This is a genomic window from Pseudomonas sp. 2, assembly GCF_056627435.1.
The window spans coordinates 563990-578768 of record NZ_JBWXNG010000002.1; the positions used below are offsets into that span (position 1 = coordinate 563990).

The following is a 14779-nucleotide window of genomic DNA, read 5'->3' on the forward strand; positions in this document are numbered from 1 at the left end:
CGATTTGTTGTTCTTATTGTCGACGCGCATCGCTGAGCGCGCCGGTCTTGGCAGCCACTATCGAGGCGAGAGCGATAACCGTCTAATCAAAACTGGAAATACGGTGATAGCTGGAGGATATAGGCAGGTCGGGATTTTGTGATGCCGGTTTGTATAGAGGTCTCGTCGATCAAATCTCGGTACTGCACTGTCTATTTGAGCATTCGCTCCGAGCTGGTGGCTTCACGCACCATTTTCAGGTCTTCACCTTGGAGCCACTGGCCGTAGTAGTCCTTCAGTTCCTCCTCCCAGCTTGCGACCTCTTCAAGCAGGTGCTCGGCGTGCCCACGCTCAAGCGCAAAATGCCTGTGATGGCTGAGCAAATTGGAGCGACTGATCTGCAAACCTTCACTTCCAACCGCCATGGCCAGAGTCTTGGCTGGGCCTTCTTCCAGAATCGGCAGCACGTCATACATGGGTGAAAGGCGCCAGCGGCCCTGGATAAAGATGACGGCGTGGTTACGCGGGTGATCATCGCGGTTTCCCGCCAGCGCGTTGTAGCACATGCGGCGGAACAGCTCATGCAAGTCCTCCTCAGGCACTGCGCGTCGGCGCATTTCATCGGCCATGCCCGCGTACAGCCAGTCACGATGATACGGCTCATTCCAGTCAGCATTGAGTAAGGTCAACGCGCTGAGCATCGGGATACGTCTGGCGCCCTCGGCAATCGGCGTGCGGTCAAAACGCTCGATCAGCAAGGTGGAGGGAGACTCGGCATGAAGAGCCGTCTTCGCCACGCGCAACCCCTTCGATGCGGCGAACGTCATGCACGCGTACTCGATCGACGGAAAATCGTACTGGTCGAACCGGTCTCGTGGCTTGGCCAGAATCAGCATGCCGTTATCCTGCAGGGTCCGTTTCGGGCGCGCACCGCCGAGTGCCGATCGCTGCTGGCGAAGTTTGAGCGTGACCATCGCATCGTCCGCAAGCTGCCCGTCGTAAACGGCTTCACAGGCCTCGACGAACTTTGCCAACCCCCGCAACGTTGGAATCGCGCCCCCACCCAGGCCCGGTTCCGGTGCCGCCGTGGTCCCGGCCATCAAGTTACCGACCCGGTCGCTGTTCGGCGATCTGAGCAGGAAGTCGATCGGCCCCAAATCTCTTCCATACGCGCGATGCAGCAATCGCTCGCCCCAACCGTCGGGCATGGCGTCGTTGATGAAACCGGGAATGCCACGGTTCTTGGTGATGGCAGTGTAAGGCTCGGCGCGTAGTGGATAGTTGATGGGGTCTGGCACCCAACTCCCGCGCTTTACCAGGTCAGGCGCGTAGAGGAACTCGCCGGTGGTCCCTTTCAGAACCAGCCTGCCGAGGGTCAGCAGCTCGCCGGTCTCGGGATGCTCCATGTAAATGTAGGCACGTGACATCAGAAATCCTCGGGCCTGGATTTAGGCAATCTCACACGCTTGTTGGCGATGGCGTGATGCGATTCGCCCTGGTCGATAAAGCGGGTGATTTCTGACGTGTTTTCGATGCCGTCCAGAGAGGCGAAAACCGTTTCGGTGATGCCCAGCTTCCAAAGCACCAACATGAATGAGCGAAGATCCACGAGTTCAGATCCGCTCTCGATCTTGCGCAGGGTGTGCTCCGACACGCCGATGGCGGCCTTGAGATCCGACTGGCGCATGCCTGATGCAAGGCGCCTGGCTTTGACCAGAACCCCGATTTTGCTGAGCTTGTCAGCACAGATGACAGGAAAAAAGGCGTCCATAAGACTCGGTGTCGTGAATATTAAGTGAGTTAAGGTTAACCATAGCACGTCTTATACGGCATACGTTCCGAGTTAATGTTAACCAAAAACAACTTTATAAATCATAAAGTAAACCTAGGTGAATATTATCCACGAACTTCAGCGCAAGTATCGGATGGGACCACGTAAACACACCATCCTGCTGCCCTCCACAGCGCCAGATATCGAAGCGCTCCACCGATAACCCCAGGCTATCGGTGTATCTGATGTTTTGAGTAGACGCGACATAGCAACGTCCACACACTCGGCCCATGGTCGATCCCGATGTCGGCCGCTCATAACAACTACAAGAAAGAGGATCATCATGCGAACCGCATCCTTTCGACGCGCGTCCCGTTTGCTGCAGGGCTGCACCTTGATGTGCGCCACGGCGCTTTCTGTTTCGGCTTTCTCCACACCCGCTCTGGCCGCATGGCAACCTGACAAGAACGTTGAGATCGTCGTGGCCGGAGGCCCTGGCGGTGGCACCGACCAGTTGGGGCGGCTGATTCAGTCGATCATCAGCACGCACAAGCTGCTGGAGGTGAACACGGTGGTGCTGAACAAGGGCGGCGGCAACGGCGCCGAAGCCTTCCTCGACATGAAGGTGTCCAAAGGCGATGCCGACAAGCTGGTGATCGCCACCAACAACATCTACCTGTTGCCGTTGGTCTCCAAGCTCGGCTACGAATGGCAGGAACTCACCCCGGTCGCGGCGGTGGCCGAAGACGACTTCATCCTCTGGACCTACAAGGATGCGCCCTGGAAAGACGCCAAAGGCTTCGTCGAGGCGGTCAAGGCCGATCCGTCGAAGATGCGCATGGGCGGCAGCCAGTCCAAGGACGTCGACCAGACCCTGACCCTGCTGCTGAACCAGACCAACCAGACCAAACTCACCTACATCCCGTTCAAGAGTGGCAGCGAGGCCGCCACGCAACTGGCCGGCAAACACATCGCCGCCAACGTCAACAACCCCGCCGAAAGCATCAGCCAGTGGCGCGGCGATCAGGTCCAGCCGCTGTGCGTGTTCAGCCAGGAACGCATGGGCTACACCGACAAGGTCGCGGGCGACAAGTCCTGGGCGGACGTGCCGACCTGCCATGAGGCGGGCCTGGGTATCGATCAATATCGCTTCCCGCGCACCATCTTCATGCCGGGCAATGTCAGCGCCGAACAGCGTGCGTTCTATACCGAGCTGATGCGCAAGGTCTCGGAAACGCCCGAGTTCAAGGCCTATGTGAAGCAGAACGCGCTGGTGCCGACCTTCCTCGAAGGCGACCAGTTGACGGCCTACATCGAGAAAGACACCGCACGCGTCACCCCGGTATTCAAGGACGCCGGCTGGCTGCGCAACTGACCTGCCCCGCTGCCACACGCCTTTTTAACAAAGGCGTGCGGCGGTCATTCGCTGGAGGTGTTTGATGTCCAATTCTTCTCACTCAAGTTCCCTGGTCGGCACCCGCTGGGTGGAACTGGGGCTTGCGCTGTTCACCCTGGCCATCGGCGCGGTGGTGATGTTCGGCAGTGTCGAACAAGGCATCGGCTGGGGTGATGCCGGTCCCGAGCCGGGCTACTTCCCGTTCTATATCGGCCTGTTGCTCGCCGCAGCCAGCGCTGCCAATGGCGTGCTGACGCTGATCCGCTGGAAGCCGCTGAGCGCCAGTTTCGTCAGCCGTGGCGAGTTTCGTCAGGTGCTGTCGGTGTTCATTCCGATTGCGCTGTTCGTCTGTGCCATGCCGTTTACCGGGATTTACCTGGCCTCGGCGGTGTTCATCGCCTGGTTCATGTGGCGCGACAAGGTGCGCGCCAAGCCGTACGGCCTCTGGATGATCGGTGCGGTATCGCTGGGCGCAGTGCTCGCCAGTTACTTGATCTTCGATCTGTGGTTCAAGGTGCCGCTGGACGCGGGGCCTTTGGGTGACCTGATCGGCGCTGTGTGGAGGTCGCTGAAATGAGCGAGTTCGATTCTCTGCTGCAAGGCATGAACCTGATCCTCACCCCGGGCCATATCGGCCTGATGGTGGTCGGCGTGCTGCTGGGGATTCTGGTCGGCGTGTTGCCGGGGCTGGGCGCACCCAACGGCGTGGCGCTGCTGTTGCCGATCACTTTCACCATGTCGCCAGTCTCGGCGATCATCCTGCTGTCGTGCATGTACTGGGGCGCGCTGTTTGGCGGCTCGATCACCTCGATCCTGTTCAACATCCCCGGTGAGCCGTCATCGGTGGCGACCACCTTCGACGGCTACCCCATGGCGCGCGAAGGCCGCGCCGCCGAGGCCCTGACGGCTGCCTTCAGCTCGGCGCTGATCGGCGCGCTGGCCGGGGTGATGCTGCTGACATTCCTGTCGACGCGCATCGCCGAATTCGCCATGACCTTCAGCTCGCCGGAGTTCTTCGCGGTGTATCTGTTGGCCTTCTGCACCTTCATCGGCATGAGCAAGAACCCGCCGCTGAAAACCGTGGTGGCGATGATGATCGGCTTCGCCATGGCCGCCGTGGGCATGGACACCGTTTCCGGCAACCTGCGCCTGACCTTCGACCAGCCGGTATTGATGACCGGCATCAGCTTCGAGGTGGCGGTGATCGGCCTGTTCGGCATCGGTGAAATTCTCTGCACGGTCGAGGAAGGCCTGGTGTTTCGTGGTGAACACGCGCGCATCACGCCGATGGTGATTCTGCGCACCTGGGCGAAACTGCCGCGCTACTGGTTCACGATTCTGCGCAGCACTATTGTCGGCTGCTGGATGGGCGTGACGCCGGGCGGGCCGACCGCTGCCTCGTTCATGAGCTACAGCATCGCCCGCAAGTTCTCGAAAAACCGCGAGCGCTTCGGCAAGGGCGAAGTGGAAGGCGTGATCGCCCCGGAAACCGCCGACCACGCCGCCGGCACCAGCGCCCTGCTGCCCATGCTGACCCTCGGCATTCCCGGCTCGGCGACGGCTGCGGTGATGCTCGGCGGGCTGATGATCTGGGGCCTGCACCCGGGGCCGACGCTGTTCGCCGAACAGCACGACTTCGTCTGGGGCCTGATCGCCAGCATGTACCTGGGCAACGTGGTCAGCCTGTTGGTGGTGCTGGCGACGGTACCGCTGTTCGCCTCGATCCTGCGCATTCCGTTCTCGATCATCGCGCCGATCATCATCATGGTCTGCGCCATCGGCGCGTATTCGGTGCACAACTCGATGTTCGACGTGCTGCTGATGCTGGGCTTCGGTGCGCTGGGTTATCTGTTCAAAAAGCTGGGTTACCCGATTGCGCCGTTGATTCTGGCGGCGGTGCTGGGCGACAAAGCCGAAGATGCGTTTCGCCAGTCGATGCTGTTCTCCGACGGGCAACTGGGCATCTTCTGGTCCAACCCGCTGGTGGGCAGCCTGACCACCGCCGCGCTGGCGATGCTGTTCTGGCCGATGATCACAGCTGGCATCAAAGCCGTCTTCGGCTGGCGCAATCGCCATGCAATCAAGGCAAAGACCCTGTGACGGCACACAACGCTGGCAATGCCCTCAAGTTCTTGGCAGGCTCGCCGCAGACTTTTGCGCGAGCCACTGCCATGACCCGAATTCCGGAAGCCAGCGTTATCCACAGCCGCCTGCGTCTGCGCCAGTTGCGGCTGATGCTGGCGCTGCAGGAGTTCGGCTCGTTGCGCCGGGCCGCCGACAACATCGGCATGACCCAACCGGCGGCCACCAAAATGCTCCACGAGGCCGAGGACCTGCTCGGGGTCGAGCTGTTCGAGCGCCTGCCACGGGGCATGCGCCCGACCGCCTTCGGCGACACGGTGATCTACTACGCGCGCATGGTCTTCGCCGAACTGAGCGGCATGCGCGAGGAACTGGTCGCGCTGGAATCCGGCAACCTGGGCCGCGTGGCGGTCGGCGCCATCCCGGCCCTGGCCTCGGGACTTTTGACCCGCACCATCGCCAACCTCAAGAAAAGTCACCCGCGCCTGTCCATGAGCATTCAGGTTGATACCAGCGATGTGCTGGTTCAAGCCCTGCTCCAGGATCAGCTCGACGTCGTGCTGGGGCGCATTCCCGGCGGCGCCCGGGCCGAAGAACTGCTGTTCGACAGCCTCGGCGAAGAAGCCCTGTGCGTGATCGCCGGCGCACAAAACCCGCTGGTCCACGCCAAGGACCTGAGCTGGGCCGCGCTGCAGAACGAAACCTGGGTGCTGCAACAACAACCCAGCCCCATGCGTGCGATCATCAACCAGGTGTTCCACAACGCCCGCGTCGACATCCCCAACAGCATCGTCGAAACCACCTCGATCATGACCCTGCTCTCGCTGGTGCAATCGACCGACATGCTCGGCGTCACCCCGGTTTCCGTGGTCGAAGACTACGCCGGGCGGGATTTGCTGGCCGTGCTGCCGATCCACTTCGAGGCGCGATTGCCGCCTTATGGGTTGATTACCCGGCGGCACCGGATTCAGTCATCGGCGATGCAGGCGTTTATCAGTTCGGTGAAGGCTGAGCAGGATAACTGAGCGCTTCACAGTGCCCCACATACACATGAGGACTTGTGGGAGTGAGCTTGCTCACGAAAACGGAGTTTCAGCCACTATGATGCCGAAGGCCAAAACGCGTTCGTGAGCAAGCTCACTCCCACAATGATTTGCGTCGTGCGACAAGCTTGCGCGATGCGATCCATCCCCTGAACCATCCGAGCAATCTTTCCTCTTAGTCCCAGCACCCACGGACGACCGGTCTCCTCCGCCGTCTACACTTCCTACACGACAAAAAGAGGGTTCCTACCATGCTCTGGAAAAAAGGACGTCGCAGTGACAACGTCGTCGACGCGCGCGACGACACCGGTGGCGGCGGTGGGCTGCGCATCGGTGGCAAGGGGCTGGGGCTTGGCGGGATTGTGATCATCGTCGCCATCGGCTTGCTGACCGGGCAGGATCCGATGCAGATCCTGGGGCAGATCGCAGGGCAAATGGGGCAGCAGCAGACCTCGGCGGTCAACCCGCAGACCCGGCAGGCGCCGCCGGCCAACGATGAGCAGGCGGATTTCGTTCGGGCGATTCTGGGCGATACCGAAGACACCTGGCGGCAGTTGTTTCAGGCCGGCGGGCGCCAGTACAAGGACCCGACGCTGATTCTGTTCCGCGGCCAGGTGCAGTCAGCCTGCGGCTACGCGACTTCGGCCAGCGGGCCGTTCTATTGCCCCGCCGATCAGCGTGTGTACCTGGACATGGCGTTCTTCCAGGAGATGAGCCAGCGCTTCAAGGCGGCCGGGGATTTCGCCCAGGCGTACGTGATCGCGCATGAAGTTGGCCATCATGTGCAGACCTTGCTCGGTGTTTCGGCTAAAGTTGACGCCGCCCGTCAGCGCGGCATGCGCATGGAGGGTGACAATGGCCTGCTGGTGCGCCAGGAGCTTCAGGCCGATTGCCTGGCCGGTGTCTGGGCCTATCACGCGCAAAAGCGTTTGAACTGGCTGGAACCCGGTGATATTGAGGAGGCGCTGAACGCGGCCAACGCCATCGGCGATGACCGTTTGCAGCAGCAAAGCCAGGGACGTGTAGTACCGGACTCGTTTACCCACGGGACGTCTGCCCAGCGCGTGCGCTGGTTCAAGGCAGGTTTTGCCCAGGGACAAATCAACCAATGCGATACATTCGCCGCCAAGAGCCTCTGATCACATGATGAAACCGCTTTCGATCCTGTTGTTGGGCACCCTGATGAGCGTTACCGCTCATGCTGCGGATCAGGCGGTCAAATCCATCAGCCCCGACCGGCTGCTGATCAACGGAACGTCCCAGGCCACCCTGGGACTGAGCCAGAGCTGGGTGCGCCCCAGCCCGCAGATTCAGCGTGTGGTGATTGTCTTTCACGGCCGTCTGCGCAATGCCCAGACCTACCTGCGCAGCGTCGAGCGCGCGGCCAACCAGTCCAAGCAGCGGTCCAAGACCCTGCTGATCGCGCCGCAGTTTCTCGATGAGAAAGACATCACCGCGCATCACCTGCCGGAAAACATCCTGCGCTGGCATCGCAACGACTGGATGGCCGGCGACAAGTCGCTGGGCGCCAAGCCGATCAGCTCGTTCGTGGTCATCGACCATATCCTCAAGCGCCTGAGCGACAGCAAGCTGTTCCCGAACCTCAAGGAAATCGTGATTGCCGGCCACTCCGGCGGCGCGCAGGTGGTGCAGCGCTACGCGATGATCGGCGGCAAGGAAGACGCGCTGCTGAAGAAGGAAGGCATCAAGCTGCGTTACGTGATCGCCAACCCGTCGTCGTACGCGTATTTCGATGCGACCCGACCATTGCCGGTGACCACGGCAAGCTGCCCGGGCTTCGACACCTGGAAATACGGCATGAACAAGCTGCCGCCGTATGCGGGCAAGGAGACGGCGGCCGAGCTTGAGGCGGCCTACGTCAAACGCGATGTCACTTACCTGCTGGGCGAACAGGACACCGACCCGAACCATCCGGCGCTGGACAAGGACTGCGGTGCCGAAGCGCAAGGGCCGAACCGTCTGGTGCGCGGGCACAACTACTTCGACTACCTGACCAAGCGCCATCCGGAAGGCTTGAACCAGCGTCTGATCGAGGTCAAGGGTGTGGGCCACAACGGCAACGCGATGTTCACCGCGCCTGAGGGGCAGGCGGCGTTGTTCAAGGGGAATTGAGCTTAGAATTTCGAACCATTGTGGGAGTGAGCTTGCTCACGAAAGGGAGGTCGGCAAATGACTGGCAGACCCCATTCGTGAGCAAGCTCACTCCCACGATTTTTATGCCGTTCAGGCATCTGAACTGTCTTGCATCAACATCACCTGCAACGCCGCGCAATCGTCGGCATGCCAGTCGGTCAATTCAGGCCAGGGGTTCTCGGGAAGATTGACCAACACGGTATGGGTCCCCGCCGCTTTGCCGCAGGCAAGATCGAACTGGTAGTCACCGACCATCACCATCTGCGAAGGCTCGACCTCCCACGCCTGCGCGAGTTTGAGCAGGCCACCCGGATCCGGCTTGGGCGGCGCCTCGTCGCGGCCCAGCACGTCGTCGACATCGAAGCAGTCAGCGATACCGATCGCTTCCAGCGTCACATGGGCCAGCTCCCGGGCGTTGCGCGTCAGAATCCCCAGCCGATAGCCCTTCGCTGCCAGCGCCTTCACCAACTCGACCGCGCCCGGCGCCGGTCTGGACGCCACCGCCAGTTCACGCTCGTGCTCCAGCAGCCAGGCATGCTTGGCCGCGGCTTCTGCGGCAGGCAATGCGGCCAGATGGCTGAGGATGTCGTGATCCTGCGGAATGCCCAGCGCCCGTTTGATGGCGGGGAAATCGTGCACGGCGATGGTCAGCGTGCCGTCCATGTCGAACACCCAGTGGCGCAGCTGCGAAAGGCTCATGCCCAGTCCTTGCGATGTCGGATCAGGCCTTCCTGGCTGACCGACGCCACCAGTTTGCCCGCACGGTTGTATACGTTGCCCCGGGAAAATCCGCGGGAGTTGCCGGCCCAGGGGCTGTCCATCGCGTAGAGCAGCCAGTCATCGGCGCGCAGCTCGCCATGGAACCACAGTGAATGGTCGAGGCTGGCGATCTGCATGTCCTTCTGCCAGACCGTCTTGCCGTGGGGCAGCAACGAGGTGGTCAGCAGATTGAAATCCGAGGCATAGGCGAGCATGTATTTGTGCAGCGCGGGGATGTCCGGCAGCGTGCCATCGGCGCGGAACCACACGTATTTCACCGGCTCCGTGGGCTTGGGGTTGTACGGATCGGACTCGGTGACCGGGCGGAATTCGATCGGTTTGGGGCACAGCAGCTTGTCTTTCATGTGCGCCGGAATCAGGTGCTCGCGCTGGCGCATCAGCTCCAGTTCCGACGGCAGGTTTTCCGGGCCGACCACTTGCGGCATCTGGCTCTGGTGCTCGAAACCTTCCTCGTCGTACTGAAACGACGCGCTGCAGGTGAAAATCGGATGGCCTTTCTGGATCGCCGTCACGCGGCGGGTGCTGAAACTGCCGCCATCGCGCACCCGGTCGACCGAATAGACCACCGGCAGATGGGCGTCACCGGGGCGCAGAAAATAACCGTGCAGGGAATGAACGTGGCGCGCATCTTCGACGGTCTTGCTCGCCGCCGACAGCGACTGCCCCAGCACCTGCCCGCCAAACAGCTGGCGAAAGCCCAGGTCCTGGCTACGGCCACGGAAGAGGTTTTCCTCGATAGGTTCCAGGCTCAACAGCGCTACCAGATCATCCAGCACATGGCTCATTCGCGGCTCCTCACACACAGTCTTCTCGCACGGGGTCTTCACAATTGTGCGAAATGATACAGATGTTTGTAGCCCGATTCCCGCCAATCACAAGGTGGCGAGCCACTGCTGGCGGTTGATGCGGTACAGCACGTGGGGCCGCAGTGGATGACCTGCGCTCAGGCTCGGGTGCTCGAAATCATCGCCTGGCTCATGCTGCATGCCGATGGCCTGCATGACTTTCTGCGACGGCAGGTTGCTGACCGCCGTGAACGACACGATTTCATCCAGCTCGACATGCTCGAAACCGCAGCCGAGCACCGTCCAGGCCGCCTCGCTGGCATAGCCCAGGCCCCAATGCTCGCGCGCCAGACGCCAGCCGATCTCCACCGCCGGCGTGAAGTGCGCGTCGAACCCCACCACATTAAGACCGGTAAAACCGATGAACTCGCCGGTACCCTTGCGCTCCAGCGCCCACAGGCCGAAGCCGTATTCAGCGAAATGGCCGCGAATGCGCCCGATCATCTTGGCGCTTTCCAGACGGCTCATCGGTGCCGGAAAGTAGCGCATCACCTGCGGATCGGCGCACATGGCCGCGAAAGCCTGCAAATCGTCATCGCGCCACTGGCGCATCAGCAAGCGTGCGCTGTTGAGCTCGAGTATCGGCTCCATCGAAACATCTCCCCTGCCCCGCCTGTCGATCGAACGAGCGCTGTTTCGCGGCAATTCCCTGTGCGCTCGCGGCCATAACTGGCAAGATTGCCGCTTTGATCCTGCACGTGCGCATCATGTCTCTGCCGCTTATCTACCACGAAGACTACAGCCCCGAGTTCCCGCCCGACCATCGTTTCCCGATGGACAAGTTCCGGCTGCTGCACGATCACCTTATCGACAGCGGCCTGACCACCGATGCTCAGCTGTTTCGTCCACAGATCTGCCCGGACGACATTCTCGCGCTGGCACATGACCCTTCCTACATCCGTCGGTACATGGACGGCGATCTTTCCCGCGAGGATCAGCGCCGTCTGGGCCTGCCCTGGAGCGAAGATCTGGCCCGACGCACGGTCCGCGCCGTGGGCGGCTCATTGCTGACCGCCGAAAAAGCCCTGCAACACGGGCTGGCCTGCCACCTGGCGGGCGGCACCCATCACGCCCACTACGACTACCCGGCCGGGTTCTGCATCTTCAACGACCTGGCGATCATCAGCCATTTCCTCCTGCAAAGCGGCCGGGTGCATCGGGTGCTGATCTTCGACTGCGACGTACATCAGGGCGACGGCACGGCGCGGATTCTGGAGCACACCGAAGACGCGATCACCGTTTCGCTGCATTGCGAGAAAAACTTCCCGGCGCGCAAGGCCCAGAGCGACTGGGACATCCCGCTGCCGATGGGCATGGGCGACGCCGATTACCTGAAGGTAGTCGACGACACGCTCAATTACCTGCTGCCGCTGTATCAGCCTGACCTGGTGCTGTACGACGCGGGCGTCGACGTGCACAAGGACGACGCGCTGGGGTATCTGCAGCTGACCGACCTTGGGGTCGCGCAGCGGGATGAAGCGGTGATGCGCCATTGCCTGGGCCGGGATATTCCGGTGATGGGCGTGATCGGCGGCGGGTACAGCAAGGATCGCGAGGCGCTGGCGCGCCGGCACGGGATTCTGCATCACAGTGCACAGCGGGTTTGGGTGTCGGAGGGGCTGTGAATGTTCCCTTCCATCTCACTGGAACGCATTACCCTGTAGGAGCGAATTCATTCGCGAAAAATCGGACAGACGCTATAGATGTGTCGAACGTTCGGGCCATTCGCGAATGAATTCGCTCCTACACAGGTCCGCGCAGCGTTATTTACCCACATCCGCTGTGGAGCGGCCTGTGGATAACCTGCGGGCAAGGGTTCAGACCCCACATGGCACAAGGCCTGGCGGGCGCTGTACGTTTTTTGCTCAATAGTTTTCCACAGCCCGTTCGTTCGTCACGCCGCTCGGGTAGAATGCGCGACCTACTTTGACGATCCGCAGCTCGCCCATGACCGCCCACACCCTGAACACCGCCCAGACCGTCGCCATCATCGGAGGCGGCCCTGCAGGCCTGATGGCCGCTGAAGTGCTGAGCCAGGCGGGGTTCAATGTCGACCTGTACGACGCCATGCCGTCGGTGGGCCGCAAGTTCCTGCTGGCCGGCGTGGGCGGCATGAACATCACCCATTCCGAGGCCTACCCTGCGTTCCTGTCCCGCTACGCCGAGCGCGCGCCGATGATCGCGCCGCTGCTGCGGGGGCTGGACGCCGATGCGCTGTGCCAATGGATTCACGGGTTGGGCATCCAGACCTTCGTCGGCAGCTCCGGCCGGGTGTTCCCCACCGACATGAAAGCCGCGCCGCTGCTGCGCGCCTGGCTCAAGCGCCTGCGCGACGGCGGCGTGGTTATCCACACCCGTCACCGTTGGCTGGGCTGGACGGCAGATGGCCTCCTGCGCATCGCCCACCCGGAAGGCGAGCTGACCGTCGCAGCGGATGCCACGCTGCTGGCGCTGGGTGGCGCCAGCTGGGCGCGCCTGGGATCGGACGGCGCCTGGGTTGCCCTGCTGCAACAGCGCGGAACACAGGTCGCACCTTTGCAGGCGGCCAACTGCGGCTTCGAGGTCGCAGCCTGGAGCGAGCTACTCAAGGCCAAATTCGCCGGGGCGCCGTTGAAGAACGTCGCCATCGGACTGCAGCGCCAGGAACTGCGCCTGGGCGAGTGCGTGGTCACCGCCACGGGCGTGGAAGGCAGCCTGATCTATGCGCTGTCGGCGCAGATTCGCGAGGCGATCAATCAGCATGGCCATGCGACCGTCGAAATCGACCTGCTGCCCGGCAAGCGTGCGCAAGATATCCACAAGGCCCTAAGCAAACCCCGCGGCTCGCGCTCGATGGCCAAGCATCTGCACAGCCAGTTGGGGATCGACGGGGTCAAGGCCGCGTTGTTGCGTGAACTGGCGCCTGCCGAGTCGTTCGCCGACCCGGCGCAACTGGCAGAAGCCATCAAGCGCCTGCCGCTGACGCTGATCAGACCGCGCCCGCTGGACGAAGCCATCAGCACCGCCGGCGGCGTGACGTTCGAAGCGCTTGATGAGCAGCTGATGCTCAAATCCGCACCCGGCGTGTTCTGCGCCGGGGAAATGCTCGACTGGGAAGCCCCCACCGGCGGCTACCTGCTCACCGCCTGTTTCGCCAGCGGCCGCGCAGCGGGGTTGGGGATGATTGCCTGGCTGCGCGGCCAGTAAGCCTCACGCCACCCGGTCGATCTGCGGCTTGAGCGCGCCCACGGTTTCGGTTTTCTCCTCCGGCGCCCGTGGCCGCGACGCACTCATGACCCGCTTGCCCAGTTCGTAGCCCTTCATCTCGACGTACTTGTGCGCCAGCGCCGCAAGCGCCACGGCGAGCACTGTCACGCCCACCACGAACAGGTTGTTGAAGAATACCGAGCCGGTGTCCATGAAACGCTGGCCGTCGATCATCGGCGCCAGCGGCTGGCCGGTGACCTTCTGCGCCACGATGAACAGCGCCGAGAAGCAGAACAGCAGCGCCGCGTGGGTCATGTAGATCGAGTACGACAGCTTGCCCAGCAGCACGAACACGCCAGTCTTGAGAAACGCCGAGACCAGCCCGCCTTCGAAGGCGAACAGCAGCACCAGCGCGCAGAACGTCAGGCTGCCGATGGGCAGGCGATGCTCGAAGTCGTTCATGACGATCCACCAGGTGGCGTACATCATGGCGCACTCCAGCACCGTCATCAGCCAGGGCCTGGGGATGAACCGGTCGCGGATCAGCCGGTAGATCACGTAGGTGACATTCCCGGCGAAGAAACACGACAAGCCTTGCATCGCGCGTTCCACCAGCGGCTCGTTGCCCGAGAAGATCAGCACGAACGCCAGCAGCGACACGCAAGCGAACAGCAGGAAGCGGTTGCGCAGGGAAAACATGCACAGCATGCCGAACAGCATGTAGAGGTAGAACTCGATGCTGATGGTCCAGGACGGGTAGTTGAACGACATCGGCTCGGTGAACGGCGTCCAGGCCTGCACCAGAAACAGGTTCGGCAGGATTTCCCGAGGGTCGAACAGCGCGGTGAACGGCACGTTGTTCAGGTAGAAGCCTTTTTTGTAGGCCAGCCAGCGCAGTGTTTCGAACAGCAGAAACACAGCCAGCATGACCAGATGCAGCGGGTAGATGCGAAAGAAACGGGAAATGAAAAAGGACTTGAACGAGAGGTTCGGCTTCATGCCGTAGCTGTGGGCGAGGACAAAACCGCTGAGCACGAAGAAGAAGTTGAGAAGGACTTCATCGCGGCGGAAGAACGGTAGCTCGACGAAGGTATCAACGACATGCAGATGGAAAAACACGACCAACAATGCGCATACACCCCGAAAGCTGTCGAGGGTGGTGAATCGTTGAACTGGTTCCATGTGACGGTTTCCGTACTGGTTGAGTAATACGCCACCATTGGCGGAGGGTTGAGCCAGTTCACGATATGAGTTCGGCCTGCTGCTCGACAGTTGAAATATTTCATGTCTGGTACATGAAAAAGCGGGAAAGTTGACGTCATCTTTTGATAGCGGCAATAAGTCGTAACATGTGGATTTGACAGTCAAAATCTTGGTTGAATGGGGGTGTCGGGTTACTGACGATCCGCGGTGTTCCAGTGATTTATGTGGTGCAGCTGTTGAGTTCTGGCTAACGCCAGACCTGTTTCGGCTTCGCCGAGTTACTTGGAAAAGACACCCAAGTAACCAAGGTGTCCTGCTCCTGGTTTGGCCCTCCTGCGTC

Annotated in this window: 14 protein-coding genes; 8 read left to right on the forward strand and 6 right to left on the reverse strand. The window is 61.6% G+C overall.

All coding sequences use genetic code 11. The features are described from left to right. Nucleotides 1-191: 191 nt before the first annotated feature. Nucleotides 192-1406, reverse strand: a complete 1215-nt coding sequence (locus tag AC1MEK_RS05525; protein ID WP_480395243.1) for a type II toxin-antitoxin system HipA family toxin — start codon at nt 1404-1406, stop codon at nt 192-194. Further along, nucleotides 1406-1750, reverse strand: a complete 345-nt coding sequence (locus tag AC1MEK_RS05530; protein ID WP_480395244.1) for a helix-turn-helix domain-containing protein — start codon at nt 1748-1750, stop codon at nt 1406-1408. The genes AC1MEK_RS05525 and AC1MEK_RS05530 overlap by 1 nt, the downstream gene beginning before the upstream one ends. Nucleotides 1751-2093: 343 nt before the next feature. Between AC1MEK_RS05530 and AC1MEK_RS05535 the strand changes: the two genes are divergently transcribed. From AC1MEK_RS05535 to AC1MEK_RS05560, 6 genes are all read left to right on the forward strand, one after another. After that, a complete protein-coding gene (locus tag AC1MEK_RS05535; protein ID WP_480395245.1) occupies nt 2094-3125 on the forward strand; it encodes a Bug family tripartite tricarboxylate transporter substrate binding protein in 1032 nt (343 codons plus the stop codon). A gap of 64 nt (nt 3126-3189) precedes the next feature. Beyond that, the gene (locus AC1MEK_RS05540; RefSeq protein ID WP_480395246.1) at nt 3190-3723 is read left to right on the forward strand and encodes a tripartite tricarboxylate transporter TctB family protein; all 534 of its coding nucleotides are present in this window, start codon (nt 3190-3192) and stop codon (nt 3721-3723) included. Beyond that, nucleotides 3720-5246, forward strand: coding sequence for a tripartite tricarboxylate transporter permease (locus AC1MEK_RS05545; protein WP_480395247.1), 1527 nt, complete (start codon nt 3720-3722; stop codon nt 5244-5246). The genes AC1MEK_RS05540 and AC1MEK_RS05545 overlap by 4 nt, the downstream gene beginning before the upstream one ends. A gap of 71 nt (nt 5247-5317) precedes the next feature. Then, a complete protein-coding gene (locus tag AC1MEK_RS05550) occupies nt 5318-6253 on the forward strand; it encodes a LysR family transcriptional regulator (RefSeq protein ID WP_480395248.1) in 936 nt (311 codons plus the stop codon). A 269-nt stretch (nt 6254-6522) separates the two neighbouring features. Beyond that, a complete protein-coding gene (gene ypfJ / locus AC1MEK_RS05555; RefSeq protein ID WP_480395249.1) occupies nt 6523-7410 on the forward strand; it encodes a KPN_02809 family neutral zinc metallopeptidase in 888 nt (295 codons plus the stop codon). Between the two features lie 4 nt (nt 7411-7414). After that, the gene (locus AC1MEK_RS05560; RefSeq protein WP_480395250.1) at nt 7415-8404 is read left to right on the forward strand and encodes an alpha/beta hydrolase; all 990 of its coding nucleotides are present in this window, start codon (nt 7415-7417) and stop codon (nt 8402-8404) included. A 111-nt stretch (nt 8405-8515) separates the two neighbouring features. Here AC1MEK_RS05560 and AC1MEK_RS05565 read toward each other — a convergent pair whose 3' ends face one another. From AC1MEK_RS05565 to AC1MEK_RS05575, 3 genes are all read right to left on the reverse strand, one after another. Then, a complete protein-coding gene (locus AC1MEK_RS05565) occupies nt 8516-9124 on the reverse strand; it encodes an HAD family hydrolase (protein ID WP_480395251.1) in 609 nt (202 codons plus the stop codon). Next, on the reverse strand, nt 9121-9990 hold the full coding sequence (gene tesB, locus AC1MEK_RS05570; protein WP_480395252.1) for an acyl-CoA thioesterase II: 870 nt from the start codon (nt 9988-9990) through the stop codon (nt 9121-9123). The genes AC1MEK_RS05565 and tesB overlap by 4 nt, the downstream gene beginning before the upstream one ends. Before the next feature lie 87 nt (nt 9991-10077). Further along, nucleotides 10078-10641, reverse strand: a complete 564-nt coding sequence (locus AC1MEK_RS05575) for a GNAT family N-acetyltransferase (protein WP_480395253.1) — start codon at nt 10639-10641, stop codon at nt 10078-10080. A 116-nt stretch (nt 10642-10757) separates the two neighbouring features. Between AC1MEK_RS05575 and AC1MEK_RS05580 the strand changes: the two genes are divergently transcribed. Both AC1MEK_RS05580 and AC1MEK_RS05585 read left to right on the forward strand, forming a co-directional pair. After that, nucleotides 10758-11675 (forward strand): histone deacetylase family protein, encoded by a 918-nt coding sequence (locus AC1MEK_RS05580; protein ID WP_480395254.1) that lies wholly within the window; start codon nt 10758-10760, stop codon nt 11673-11675. Nucleotides 11676-11997: 322 nt separating this feature from the next. Then, nucleotides 11998-13236, forward strand: a complete 1239-nt coding sequence (locus tag AC1MEK_RS05585) for a TIGR03862 family flavoprotein (RefSeq protein ID WP_480395255.1) — start codon at nt 11998-12000, stop codon at nt 13234-13236. Nucleotides 13237-13239: 3 nt separating this feature from the next. Here the strand turns inward: AC1MEK_RS05585 and AC1MEK_RS05590 are convergent, their stop codons facing one another. After that, on the reverse strand, nt 13240-14418 hold the full coding sequence (locus AC1MEK_RS05590; protein ID WP_480395256.1) for an acyltransferase family protein: 1179 nt from the start codon (nt 14416-14418) through the stop codon (nt 13240-13242). Nucleotides 14419-14779 lie beyond the last annotated feature (361 nt).

Excerpts from the sequence above, each read along its gene's own strand:
- AC1MEK_RS05525 (WP_480395243.1), bottom strand. The coding sequence starts at position 1,406 with ATGTCACGTGCCTACATTTACATGGAGCATCCCGAGACCGGCGAGCTG.
- AC1MEK_RS05530 (WP_480395244.1), bottom strand. The coding sequence starts at position 1,750 with ATGGACGCCTTTTTTCCTGTCATCTGTGCTGACAAGCTCAGCAAAATC.
- AC1MEK_RS05535 (WP_480395245.1), top strand. The coding sequence starts at position 2,094 with ATGCGAACCGCATCCTTTCGACGCGCGTCCCGTTTGCTGCAGGGCTGC.
- AC1MEK_RS05540 (WP_480395246.1), top strand. The coding sequence starts at position 3,190 with ATGTCCAATTCTTCTCACTCAAGTTCCCTGGTCGGCACCCGCTGGGTG.
- AC1MEK_RS05545 (WP_480395247.1), top strand. The coding sequence starts at position 3,720 with ATGAGCGAGTTCGATTCTCTGCTGCAAGGCATGAACCTGATCCTCACC.
- AC1MEK_RS05550 (WP_480395248.1), top strand. The coding sequence starts at position 5,318 with ATGACCCGAATTCCGGAAGCCAGCGTTATCCACAGCCGCCTGCGTCTG.
- ypfJ (WP_480395249.1), top strand. The coding sequence starts at position 6,523 with ATGCTCTGGAAAAAAGGACGTCGCAGTGACAACGTCGTCGACGCGCGC.
- AC1MEK_RS05560 (WP_480395250.1), top strand. The coding sequence starts at position 7,415 with ATGATGAAACCGCTTTCGATCCTGTTGTTGGGCACCCTGATGAGCGTT.
- AC1MEK_RS05565 (WP_480395251.1), bottom strand. The coding sequence starts at position 9,124 with ATGAGCCTTTCGCAGCTGCGCCACTGGGTGTTCGACATGGACGGCACG.
- tesB (WP_480395252.1), bottom strand. The coding sequence starts at position 9,990 with ATGAGCCATGTGCTGGATGATCTGGTAGCGCTGTTGAGCCTGGAACCT.
- AC1MEK_RS05575 (WP_480395253.1), bottom strand. The coding sequence starts at position 10,641 with ATGGAGCCGATACTCGAGCTCAACAGCGCACGCTTGCTGATGCGCCAG.
- AC1MEK_RS05580 (WP_480395254.1), top strand. The coding sequence starts at position 10,758 with ATGTCTCTGCCGCTTATCTACCACGAAGACTACAGCCCCGAGTTCCCG.
- AC1MEK_RS05585 (WP_480395255.1), top strand. The coding sequence starts at position 11,998 with ATGACCGCCCACACCCTGAACACCGCCCAGACCGTCGCCATCATCGGA.
- AC1MEK_RS05590 (WP_480395256.1), bottom strand. The coding sequence starts at position 14,418 with ATGGAACCAGTTCAACGATTCACCACCCTCGACAGCTTTCGGGGTGTA.